Annotated in this window: 10 protein-coding genes; 5 read left to right on the plus strand and 5 right to left on the minus strand. The window is 43.5% G+C overall.

Annotation, left to right across the window (positions count from 1 at the left end; all coding sequences use genetic code 11):
• Window positions 1-142 precede the first annotated feature (142 nt).
• A complete protein-coding gene (gene ppk1, locus AB6E30_RS21140; RefSeq protein WP_372105129.1) occupies window positions 143-2,239 on the plus strand; it encodes a polyphosphate kinase 1 in 2,097 nt (698 codons plus the stop codon).
• Window positions 2,230-3,741 carry an exopolyphosphatase gene (gene ppx / locus AB6E30_RS21145; RefSeq protein ID WP_017068609.1) on the plus strand — a complete coding sequence of 504 codons (1,512 nt, stop codon included), beginning with the start codon at window positions 2,230-2,232 and terminating at the stop codon, window positions 3,739-3,741. Before ppk1 ends, ppx begins: the two co-directional genes overlap by 10 nt.
• 77 nt (window positions 3,742-3,818) lie before the next feature.
• Here ppx and AB6E30_RS21150 read toward each other — a convergent pair whose 3' ends face one another.
• The 3 genes from AB6E30_RS21150 to phoB are packed head-to-tail and all read right to left on the minus strand — an operon-like array spanning window position 3,819 to window position 6,814.
• A complete protein-coding gene (locus AB6E30_RS21150; protein WP_372105131.1) occupies window positions 3,819-4,796 on the minus strand; it encodes a PstS family phosphate ABC transporter substrate-binding protein in 978 nt (325 codons plus the stop codon).
• The gene (phoR, locus tag AB6E30_RS21155; protein ID WP_004740365.1) at window positions 4,793-6,091 is read right to left on the minus strand and encodes a phosphate regulon sensor histidine kinase PhoR; all 1,299 of its coding nucleotides are present in this window, start codon (window positions 6,089-6,091) and stop codon (window positions 4,793-4,795) included. Before phoR ends, AB6E30_RS21150 begins: the two co-directional genes overlap by 4 nt.
• A 33-nt stretch (window positions 6,092-6,124) precedes the next feature.
• Window positions 6,125-6,814, minus strand: coding sequence for a phosphate regulon transcriptional regulator PhoB (gene phoB, locus AB6E30_RS21160; RefSeq protein WP_004735064.1), 690 nt, complete (start codon window positions 6,812-6,814; stop codon window positions 6,125-6,127).
• Between the two features lie 194 nt (window positions 6,815-7,008).
• On the opposite strand from phoB, the gene rdgC reads away from it, so the two are divergent.
• The 3 genes from rdgC to AB6E30_RS21175 all read left to right on the plus strand — a co-directional run bounded on the left by rdgC (window position 7,009) and on the right by AB6E30_RS21175 (window position 9,837).
• Entirely contained in the window at window positions 7,009-7,923 is a 915-nt protein-coding gene (gene rdgC / locus AB6E30_RS21165; RefSeq protein ID WP_017062534.1) for a recombination-associated protein RdgC, read from the plus strand.
• 206 nt (window positions 7,924-8,129) lie between these two features.
• A complete protein-coding gene (yegQ, locus tag AB6E30_RS21170; protein ID WP_017062848.1) occupies window positions 8,130-9,548 on the plus strand; it encodes a tRNA 5-hydroxyuridine modification protein YegQ in 1,419 nt (472 codons plus the stop codon).
• 34 nt (window positions 9,549-9,582) lie between these two features.
• Complete coding sequence (locus AB6E30_RS21175) at window positions 9,583-9,837, plus strand: YfhL family 4Fe-4S dicluster ferredoxin (protein ID WP_004735061.1); 255 nt, start codon at window positions 9,583-9,585, stop codon at window positions 9,835-9,837.
• 42 nt (window positions 9,838-9,879) lie between these two features.
• Here AB6E30_RS21175 and AB6E30_RS21180 read toward each other — a convergent pair whose 3' ends face one another.
• Window positions 9,880-10,188 (minus strand): hypothetical protein, encoded by a 309-nt coding sequence (locus AB6E30_RS21180; RefSeq protein WP_017062536.1) that lies wholly within the window; start codon window positions 10,186-10,188, stop codon window positions 9,880-9,882.
• Window positions 10,189-10,461: 273 nt separating this feature from the next.
• Window positions 10,462-11,301: a penicillin-insensitive murein endopeptidase gene (mepA, locus tag AB6E30_RS21185; protein WP_137002335.1), complete on the minus strand. Its 840-nt coding sequence runs from the start codon at window positions 11,299-11,301 to the stop codon at window positions 10,462-10,464.
• Between the last annotated feature and the right edge of the window lie 149 nt (window positions 11,302-11,450).

An 11,450-nucleotide genomic window follows, 5' to 3' on the forward strand; every position in this document is an offset into this window, starting at 1 on the left:
TTACAAGTTACGTTAAACAACTGAAACTAATAACAAGTTTGTTAGCCATATTTCTTAAAGTAAGATCATAGATTTTGTGAATTTTGCCATTCTAATTTAAAGTAATCAGCTCTATAGCCAGTACTCAAGGATTCTCATCTCGATGGAAAAAGACTATGTCACAAAAGAACTTAGCTGGTTATCCTTCAACGAAAGAGTGCTCCAAGAAGCGGCAGATAAGTCAGTCCCCTTAATCGAAAGAGTTCGTTTTTTAGGTATTTACTCGAAAAACCTCGATGAGTTTTACAAAGTCCGATTTGCTGATGTGAAGCGAAAGATCTTACTTCAAGATCCACAGCTAACCTCCAACTCGCCGAAAAGCCTACTGACTAAAATGCAGAGCAAAGCAAGCAAGCTCGATGCTCAATTCCATGAACTGTATAACGACTTGCTATTGGAATTGGTACGCAATCGTATTTTTCTGGTCAACGAACAACAAATCAGCGAAGAACAAAGTGGCTGGATAAAAAAGTACTTTAAGAAAAAAGTGCTGCCACACTTAACTCCGATTCTCTTGAACGAAGATAGCCAGTTACTTAATATTCTCAAAGATGAACAAAGTTACTTAGCCATCGACATCGAGCGTGATGCATCATCTCAATATGTCTTACTCGAAATCCCATCAGAAGCACTCCCTCGATTTGTTAAGTTACCGGAAACTTCGGGTTCGCAGCGTACAACTTTGATCTTGTTAGATAATATAGTTCGATTTTGTTTGGATGACTTACTTAAAGGATTCTTTGAGTATGACTCATTGCGTTGCTTTGCGATAAAAATGACACGTGATGCCGATTATGATCTGCAAGAGGACAACGAAAATAACCTATTAGAATCGATGTCATTAGGTTTAGAACAGCGCTTAACGGCACTGCCGATCCGTCTGATCTATGAGTCAGAGATGCCCGCTGAAATGCTCAACTTCTTACAAGTCAGACTTAAACTATCTGACTATGACAGTGTCATTGCGGGTGGTCGCTATCATAACTTCAAACACTTCTCTGAGTTCCCAAGCCTTAATCGACGTGATTTAGTTAATCGTCCACTACCCGCAATTAAGTGCGCGCATTTCAGCCACTACCCTAACTATTTCGAAGCGATCAAAGCTCGTGACATCTTGTTGCATTACCCTTATCACACCTTTAATCACATCACTGAACTCGTGAGGCAGGCTTCCTTTGACCCGAAGGTAACCTCCATCAAAATAAACGTTTACCGTGTTGCGGAAGGCTCAAAACTCCTCAGCTCGATCATCGATGCGGCGCACAATGGCAAAAAGGTCACTGTGGTTGTCGAGCTGCAAGCACGCTTTGATGAGCAAGCCAATATTCAATGGACCAAGAAACTTCAAGAAGCGGGTGTAAAAGTCATCCATGGCATCCCAAGTTTGAAGATCCATTCCAAGTTGCTGCTCATCAAACGAAAAGAAGGCAAGCATACCGAGCATTATGCCCATATTGGCACTGGCAACTTCCATGAAGTTACAGCGCGCGTGTATACCGATTTTTCTCTGCTCACTGCGAATGAAGATTTGACTCAAGAGGTGAGACAAGTCTTTAAGTATATTGAAAACCCTTATCAAAAGTCCCAGTTCAAGCAACTGATTGTGTCACCAAAGAATACTAGAAAACGTCTGTACCAATTGATAGATAATGAAATACAAAACGCGATAGAAGGTAAACCTGCAAGCATCACTCTAAAACTCAACAACTTGGTCGATCGAGAGATCATTGAAAAGCTCTATCAGGCTAGCCAAGCCAATGTAAAAGTGAGAATGGTCATTCGCGGCATGTGCTCTCTTGTCCCTGGCATACCCAACATCAGTGATCATATTGAGATAGTCAGTGTGGTCGATCGTTTCCTCGAACATCCGAGAGTGATGATATTTGGTAACACTGGAAAGCCGAAGGTCTATATATCTTCCGCTGACTGGATGACACGAAATTTTGATCACCGCATCGAAGTTGCAGCTCCAATTTTAGATCCAAAGATCAAGCAAACCATTATCGATATCACCGAGTTTCATTTCGATGACAGCAACAAAGCTCGAGTGCTAGACCAAGCGATGAGCAACTCTTACACACAACCACCAGCAAACCTACTTGATTACCCGACGTCACAACTCTCCACTTACCACTATATTAAACGTATGGAGAAACTTGCTCGCAAGAAGTACAAACAAGAGAAGAAATCATGCCGCTAATTGATAACAAACATTCTCGATGTATTGCCGCTATCGACTTGGGTTCGAACAGCTTTCACATGGTGGTTGCCCGAGTATTCGATCAACACCTGCAATTAGTCAGCAGACACAAACAGAAAGTGAGATTAGGTGATGGATTGGATGAACGTAACGTCCTATCTGAAAGCGCTATCGAGCGAGGCCTAGAATGCCTCAAGGTGTTCGCAGAACGACTGGCGGATTTTGAGCTTGATGATGTCAGAGTTGTTGCGACTCATACCCTAAGAAAAGCCAAAAACGCTAAAGACTTCTTAGAGCAAGCCAAGCCACTGTTTCCTTTTCCAATAGAGATCATTTCCGGTCAAGAAGAAGCTCGAATAATCTATAACGGAGCAGAACACACTCAAACCGCTTCTGAATCTAAGTTGGTTATTGATATCGGTGGAGGGAGTACGGAACTCGTCGCCGGACAAGGCTTTACTCCTCTAATTATGCGCAGTTTACCGATGGGATGCGTCAACTTCACTCAACGTTTCTTTGCTGACGAAGGGCTAACTTCACGACACTTCTCAGATGCTTATACCGCAGCTACTCGTCTATTGATGCCATTGATTGAAGAATACACAAAAGCCCCTTGGGAAATCGCTTTTGGCTCATCTGGTACCACGAAATCAATAAAAGAAGTACTCATTGGCTTAGGGTTCACCGATGGTCTCATTACGCCCCAACGCCTGTCCTATTTAAAGAATCACTTATGTGAGTTTTCATCATCCAACACCGTAAATCTTTCAGGCTTAAGTGATGAGAGAAAGCCTGTGTTTGCTGCAGGCGTCACCATTCTTTCAGCAGCAATGGATACGCTAGACATCAAGGAGTTACATTTTTCTGATGGTGCCCTGAGAGAAGGCGTTCTTTATGACATGGAGGATAGGTTTAAAGATATTGATATTCGAACAAGAACTGCCGAAACGCTCGTCTCTCGATACCATGTAGACGTAACTCATGGCGAGAAAGTGAAAGTGCTCGCTCTTTCATTGCTGAAACAAGTACAGCCTCAAGTGACAACTGCGGTCACTAATGAGCTGTATGATCTGCTTGGTTGGGCTGCAGTACTTCATGAGGTAGGACAAAGCATTGCATTCCAAGGCTATCACCGCCATTCGGCTTATCTGCTTAAGCATACGACAATGCCAGGCTTTAATACTGAGCAACAACGCCTTATATCAGCATTGGTTCGCTATCAAAGAAAAGCCCTCAAACTACAAGATTTGCCGGAACTTTCTCTGTTTACTCAGCAACAAGTCACCCTGCTGATTCGTATATTGAGACTCGCTATCTTACTCAACCGTCAGCGAAATCAAGCACTGGCCCCAGACGTGACTCTAACGATTGAACAACAGGATAACTGGGAATTGAAAGGAACTAACAGCGATTGGTTGGCCCAAAACCAACTGCTTGATTATGAGCTCAGAGAAGAGCAACAACGTTGGCAAAATGCAGGATGGTCGTTAAAGCTAAAATAACGAACAGTCAAAATTAAAACAGCCTGCGACGCGCAAGCTGTTCATACGTTTCTTATCTAAGTTTATCGCAGCCTGAATTAGAGCCCGACTTTTGCCAACTCTTGCTCTGCGAACTCAGACGGTATTGCTAAATAGCCATCTTTCTCTACAAGTTCTTGTCCTTGCTTTGAGAACACAAAAGTGAGGAACTCTCTTTCAACGGGAGAAAGCGGTTTATCTGGGTGTTTGTTCACGTATACGTAAAGAAAGCGTGATAGAGGGTAATCACCGCTCAAGATATTCGCTCGAGTCGGCTCTACATAATCAGAACCATGCTCAGCAATAGGAATTAACTTAACGCCAGCGACACGATAGCCAATACCTGAGTAGCCAATCCCACTGATGGATGAAGCGACCGACTGAACGACTGAAGCCGAACCAGGTTGCTCATTCACACGATTTTTAAAGTCACCGCCGCACAGTGCATTCTGTTTGAAGTATCCATAAGTCCCCGATACAGAATTGCGACCGAACAATTGGAATCGATGTTTCGCCCATGGCTGATCGATTCCGAGATCTTGCCAGTTATTGAGGGGCCTTGTTGCTCCGCAGCGTAATGTCTCAGAAAAAATGCCATCAATCTGACGAAAGTTAAGCCCCTCAATAGGGTTATCACGATGCACAAAAAGCCCAATCGCATCGATAGCAACTCGCAGTGCTGTTGGCTTATATCCATGCTCCCTTTCAAATGCTTCAATTTCTCGCAGGCGCATCGGACGACTCATTGGCCCTAGATGTGCAGTCCCTTCGGTTAAGGCTGGAGGAGCAGTAGAAGAACCCGATGCTTGGACTTGAGCGTTAACATTTGGGTAGTAGGACTTGAACTCTTCCACCCATAACGTCGTCATACCCGCTAAGGTATCCGAACCGACCGATAATAAGCTCCCAGAAATTCCCGGAACCTTAGAATAATCAGGAAGAGAATCGACACCCTGTTCGGCATGCACAGGGTTAACTAAAGCAAACGCTAATAATGAGCTGACTGGAAAATACATCCTGCGTATCGAACAACTCATGATACGGTCAGTCGATTTGGTAAAGTAAAATGGAAACGACTGCCGACGCCCACTTCACTTTGAATTTCGAGATGTGAATCGTGGTGGCTAAGCGCATGCTTTACAATCGCTAATCCAAGACCACTACCACCGGTATCACGAGAGCGGGCTTTATCTACACGATAGAAGCGCTCTGTGAGTCGATGTAAGTGTTGAGGCTCAATACCATCACCAGTATCTGACACATCTAAGCACGCGCCTTGGCTGGTTTGATACCAACGCACTTTGACCGTTGCACCTGCGGGTGTGTATTTAACCGCGTTATAAACCAAATTCGATATCGCACTTCTCAATTGGTCTTCATCGGCAAGAACTCGTAGGCTCTTATCGATATCAAACTCAAGCTTATGTTCGCGCTCACCGCTAAGGCTCGCCGCTTCTTTCTCAAGAACCTCAAGCATCGCCGGAACGTTGACCACTTCATCCAACTCATGCATTGGCGCCGCTTCAATTTTCGAAAGCGTGAGTAGTTGATTAACCAAACTGTTCATTCGATTGAGCTGCTCAGTCATTACGCCATGCGCCTTGGTCCACATTGGGCCAACGATCATGTCTGGATCTTCGGTCATTTCAAGGTAACCTTGAAGGACGGTCATCGGCGTACGCAATTCATGAGAAACGTTAGCGAAGAAGTTACGGCGCATGCCTTCTAACTGCTTAAGCTGGGTCACATCACGTACCACCATCAGGTGTTCACCCTCGGTATACGGCACGATACGCAGCTCAAGCATGCGCTCCACGTTAAGTGGCGAAGGCATCTCTAGCGGTTCTGAAAAATCTTGTTTATTAAGATACTTGATGAAGTCCGGCGTACGGATCAAGTTAGAAATCGGTTGTCCTGAATCGTCTGGCCAGCGAAATCCAAGTAAATACTGAGCTAGCTTGTTACACCAAACAATATTCCCTTCTCCACGAAATACCACAACGGCATCGGGAAGGGATTCTGCACCGTTTCTGAAACGGCGAATAAGGTTGGTCAGCTCTTTACGTTTGCGACGCTGTCTCTGCTGCATACGATAAATACCGTTAAACAGAGATTCCCAGTTCCCAGAGCCTGAAGGTGGAGTTAGACGCTTCTCATCCCACAGCCATGCGGACAAACGCATTTGGTTGTGTAGATGCCAGCCGAGCTGCAATACCGTAGCAGCCAGCAGCAACCAAGGTAGGTAACCGAATATCCATCCGACTAAAACCCATGGTGCGTAAAAAAAAGCCAGCTCCCAAGCTAGCTTTTTCCAGGTTAACTTTTCAACCATTCAGGAATCCGTAAACTGGGCAGCGAAGCCACATTAAGCCTTTGTAGAAAAACGGTAGCCAGCGCCACGAACCGTTTGGATTAGCTTATCGTGACCTGCAGACTCAAGCGCTTTACGCAGGCGTCGAATATGTACATCAACCGTTCGGTCTTCAACGTAAACATTGGTACCCCAAACGTTGTTAAGCAGCTGCTCTCGGCTGTACACACGCTCTTGGTGAGTCATAAAGAAATGCAGCATTTTGAATTCTGTTGGTCCCATATCAACTGGACCTTCGCTTGCGGTAACACGATGAGATACTGGGTCTAGCTTAAGACCTTGTACATCAATCACATCTTCTAGTGCAGTAGGCGTTACACGGCGGATAACCGCTTTCAGGCGAGCAACGAGCTCTTTGGGTGAAAATGGCTTGGTGATGTAATCATCAGCACCCACTTCTAAACCACGCACCTTATCTTCTTCTTCTCCACGAGCCGTTAGCATCACCACTGGGATGTTGCGAGTTAACTCTTCACGCTTCATGTGCTTGATAAAGTTTATCCCGCTACCACCAGGTAGCATCCAATCTAGTAATACTAGATCTGGGAAAGGTTCACATAGCTTGTTTACCGCTGTATCGTAATCTTCAGCCTCTACTGCTTGGTAGCCTTTTTGTTCAAGCACGAAGCACAGCATCTCACGAATAGGTGCTTCATCTTCAACGACCAGAATCCTTCTCGACATAATTGAATAGCCTTTGTATTTAATCAACGCATTGCATTATCTGAGTTAATTATGACACTTTTGTGACCTTTGAAAACAAATTTTCATATAACTGTCTCAAACATTTCACTTTATAACTTTTGATACAGAGCTAGGGACAAATCGAATTAGATCTCATATCATGAAGCACTTCTAAAAAGGTATGAGAAAAATTTATGTGGTTTAAAAATTGCCTAGTCTATCGCTTCAACCGTGATATTGATTTCAACGCAGATCAGCTAGAGAAACAACTTGAAGAATTCCGCTTTACTCCTTGTGGTAGCCAAGACAAACAGAAGTTTGGTTGGGTACACGCAATGGGTAGACATGGCGATATGATGACGCACGTATCAGAAAACCGCATTCTTATCTGTGCAAAGAAAGAAGAGAAAATGCTACCCGCTTCTGTGATCAAAGAATCATTGAACGCAAAAGTAGAAACGCTTGAGGCAGAGTCTGGTACCCCTCTGAAAAAGAAAGAGAAAGACAGCCTAAAAGAAGACATCATCATTGATCTACTTCCTCGAGCATTCAGCCGCAGCAACTTCACTTACGCGCTGATCATGCCAAAAGAAGGTTTCATTGTGGTTGATGCGAGCAGCTACAAAAAAGCAGAAGATGTATTAGCATTGCTACGTAAGACAATGGGTAGCCTGCCAGTAGTGCCAGCTATCCCAGAGCAAGCGATCGAAACGACTCTTACAGAATGGGTGAAATCAGGTGATACGCCACAAGGCATCACTATGCTTGATGAAGCAGAACTAAAATCTATTCAAGAAGACGGCGGTATTGTTCGAGTTAAGAAACAAGAACTAGAAGCTGATGAGATTAAAAACCACATCGAAGCCAATAAGATGGTGACGAAACTTCTTATCAACTGGCAAGACCGTATTGAATTCATTCTTGCAGAAGATGGCAGCATCAAACGCCTAAAATTCAGTGATGAGCTCAAAGACGAAAACGACGATATTCCTCGTGAAGATCAAGCTGCGCGTTTTGATGCGGACTTCTCTCTACTTTGTGGTGAGTTCAGTGTTTTCCTTCCAAACCTATTTGAATCATTAGGCGGGTTAACTCAACCTAACGCTTAATCAGTCAAACTATAGGCTCAGGTGCTAACGGTATCTGAGCTTATTTCTCACTAAGTTCTCACTTATATCTGCCTCTAGACCCTCTTGTTAATGTCATTGCTATCTTTAGGGCTATCAACCAAACTCATTTTAGCGTAAAATTTGCGCCCCTTTGATATCACTTGGTGGTATCAACCTGACTTGAGATCAGATTAGAGAACGAAGCAATGACTACACAAAAACCATTTGTACCTGAACTATTATCACCGGCAGGAAGCCTCAAAAACATGCGTTACGCATTCGCCTACGGCGCAGATGCAGTATACGCAGGCCAGCCACGTTACAGCCTTCGTGTTCGTAACAACGAGTTCAATCACGAAAACCTACAAATCGGTATCGATGAAGCTCATGCTCAAGGCAAAAAGTTATATGTTGTATGTAACATTCAGCCGCACAACTCTAAATTAAAAACATTCATTCGCGACCTCAAACCAGTTGTAGACATGGGCCCTGACGCGCTTATCATGTCAGATCCTGGTCTTATCATGATGGTTCGTGAAGCATTCCCTGAAATGCCAATCCATCTTTCTGTTCAAGCAAACGCAGTAAACTGGGCGACCGTTAAGTTCTGGTCAACTCAAGGCGTTGAGCGTGTGATCTTATCTCGTGAGCTATCGCTTGAAGAGATCGAAGAGATTCGCGAACACTGCCCAGAAACAGAGCTAGAGATCTTTGTTCACGGAGCTCTTTGCATGGCTTACTCAGGCCGTTGTCTGCTTTCTGGTTACATGAACAAGCGCGATCCAAACCAAGGTACTTGCACCAACGCTTGCCGCTGGGAATACAAAACAGAAGCAGCGAAAGAAGACGAAAACGGTCAGATCGTTGAAGCAAACCCTACTGGTGTTGCTATTCAAGAAGTAGAAACGCAAGACATTGAAGTTCAAGATGAGCGTCCAGACAACACACTAGGCCTTGGTAAACCAACAGACGAAGTGGTTCTGCTTTCTGAATCACACAAGCCAGAAGAGAAAATGGCAGCGTTTGAAGATGAGCATGGTACTTACATCATGAACTCAAAAGACCTTCGTGCAATCCAACACGTTGAGCGCCTAACGAAGATGGGTGTTCACTCTCTGAAGATTGAAGGTCGTACTAAGTCTTTCTACTACTGTGCACGTACTGCTCAGGTTTACCGTAAAGCTATTGACGATGCAGTGGCAGGCAAACCATTCGATGAAAGCCTAATGGGTACACTAGAGAGCCTAGCTCACCGTGGTTACACTGAAGGCTTCTTACGTCGCCATACACACGATACATACCAAAACTACGAGTACGGTTACTCTATCTCTGACACTCAACAGTTTGTTGGTGAGTTCACAGGTAAGCGCCGTGGTGACCTAGCGGAAGTAGAAGTGAAGAACAAGTTCCTAGTAGGCGACAGCTTAGAAATGATGACACCGAAAGGTAACGTTGTTTTCAAACTAGAAGTTATGGAAAACCGCAAATCTGAAGCGGTCGACGATGCGAAAGGTAACGGTCACTTTGTATTTATTCCTGTACCAGCAGATCTAGATCTAGAGTACGGCTTGCTGATGCGTAACTTGAGCGAAGGCCAAGATACACGTAACGCATCAGGCAAATAATTTTTACTTAAGCGACTTACTTGAGAAGAAAATAATGGCTCTGTTAATTACTGACAAGTGCATAAACTGCGATATGTGTGATCCTGAATGTCCAAATGGTGCAATCACTATGGGCGACAGCATCTTCGAGATCGATCCTGATTTATGTACAGAGTGTAAAGGTCACTATGAAAAGCCAACATGCCAGTCAGTGTGTCCGATTACAAAATGCATCATCACTGACCCAAACCATATTGAAACTGATGACGAGCTACTTGAGAAGTTTGTTATCATTCAAGGCTTGACCTAAAAGAAGAAAGGTTCAACTTAACCATAAGTTGAACCTTTTTTTTCATCCTGATTTTCCGATTGGATAAATATTGCAGAAGAGCTCTTTTTCAAATTGATATTCGAGTCGTTCTCGCCAGTTTATTGATTGAGCTATAGGAACAAGATAAAAGTTTTCCCTGCTGGTATCGGTCACAAATGCCATTCCATACTGCATCAATTCATAGTGAACATCATTTACGAAACTAGGGTCTAAACGTTGTCTGCCTGTTAGCTGATTGATGTCATCTCTTGAAATTGAAATACCCGAGCTTTCAGCGTTGAACCTATGTCTTAACCATTCTGAAAATTCCTTCGCACAAATCATAGTCATAGTCTTATCCTTGAATTATCTATCGACGGGTATCAGACTCTGATTTCGCATACTGCATATAAGCCGCATCTTTCACCCCAAAACACTCAATCCCTGACCAAACCTTGTCAAATTCGCCATCGCCCTTGCTGATACCGTTATTGCTTTTATTAATATCAAACGATGTTCTTAATCTCGTGTTTATAAACTCTAGACAAAAGTGTGATATTTCTCCAGTTTTAGAGTCGAAAAAACCAGTGGCAGTACCACTGTAAAAAGCCTCGATAAACAGGATTACTTCTTAGATATCAAGGCCAAACATTGACTTGGCATCACTTTAACTTTTTTCTTTTTCTTAGTTTTCGCTACTTTTTTAGGAGGTGGAACTGGAACAGTCTGTGGAGCCCAACTTGCAAGTTCATATCCGCAACCATCACCTTTAGGAGGGCTCGCTTGAGCTATGCAGTTTGAACTGCCTTCAGGACACTTTAAACGAACGTGGAAGTGGGAGTGGTGTCCCCACCAAGGTCTTATTTTGCCTAACCAAGCTCTATCATTAGCGTCAGAGTTTTCTTGTTCACAAAGGGTTTGCTTGATCACTGGATGAACAAAAATACGCACCACTTTTTCATCTTTCGCCGCATAACGAATAACTTGAAAATGATCATCGGTCCAATTCGATTCACGCAATTTGTAGTTGGTAAGATCCACAACGCTCACAGGTTTAGGCACAGCTAATTCGTTCTCTGACAACCTCTTACTGGTTAACCTTAGCCATATATCAATATCTAACCCTGTTTGATGACTTGAATGACCTGAAGAAAAGCGCCCTCCTCTGGGAAGAGAAATATCACCGATCAATAAATTAGTATTGAGCTTCTCGCTGGTCGTGACTCCTAACCTCTCAATAAACTTTATAGCTTCTGTATGGCCATAGTAGCGCTCTCTTTGAGGGCGAATGATCTGATACCCCAAACCATTAATAGGCAAAGCCTGCGCGCCGTCTAGACAGCCATTGGCATAGCTTCCAATTGATGAGGGTGAATTTCTAGTAGGGTGACTCTCTTTTTCCCACGAAGTTGCTGATAGAGAAAATGAACAAAAGAATACAACCAGTGCAAAAAAGAACCTCATAATAATCCCAAATTACTGACTCTTACTCATTATATTAGTCGCCATTTAGGATTAGGTGCATATCGTACTTAAGTTTTTGGTGGTAGCTAGTGAATTATACCAATTAAAGTAAAAATGTGATCTAATTAAGATTGATGAATTATTGTGAA

Origin of the sequence: Vibrio sp. 10N.247.311.12, assembly GCF_041467515.1 — a bacterium.
Lineage (GTDB): Bacteria > Pseudomonadota > Gammaproteobacteria > Enterobacterales > Vibrionaceae > Vibrio > Vibrio crassostreae_C.

Coding starts and splice junctions, on each gene's coding strand:
- ppk1 (WP_372105129.1), top strand. CDS start 143: ATGGAAAAAGACTATGTCACAAAAGAACTTAGCTGGTTATCCTTCAAC.
- ppx (WP_017068609.1), top strand. CDS start 2,230: ATGCCGCTAATTGATAACAAACATTCTCGATGTATTGCCGCTATCGAC.
- AB6E30_RS21150 (WP_372105131.1), bottom strand. CDS start 4,796: ATGAGTTGTTCGATACGCAGGATGTATTTTCCAGTCAGCTCATTATTA.
- phoR (WP_004740365.1), bottom strand. CDS start 6,091: ATGGTTGAAAAGTTAACCTGGAAAAAGCTAGCTTGGGAGCTGGCTTTT.
- phoB (WP_004735064.1), bottom strand. CDS start 6,814: ATGTCGAGAAGGATTCTGGTCGTTGAAGATGAAGCACCTATTCGTGAG.
- rdgC (WP_017062534.1), top strand. CDS start 7,009: ATGTGGTTTAAAAATTGCCTAGTCTATCGCTTCAACCGTGATATTGAT.
- yegQ (WP_017062848.1), top strand. CDS start 8,130: ATGACTACACAAAAACCATTTGTACCTGAACTATTATCACCGGCAGGA.
- AB6E30_RS21175 (WP_004735061.1), top strand. CDS start 9,583: ATGGCTCTGTTAATTACTGACAAGTGCATAAACTGCGATATGTGTGAT.
- AB6E30_RS21180 (WP_017062536.1), bottom strand. CDS start 10,188: ATGACTATGATTTGTGCGAAGGAATTTTCAGAATGGTTAAGACATAGG.
- mepA (WP_137002335.1), bottom strand. CDS start 11,301: ATGAGGTTCTTTTTTGCACTGGTTGTATTCTTTTGTTCATTTTCTCTA.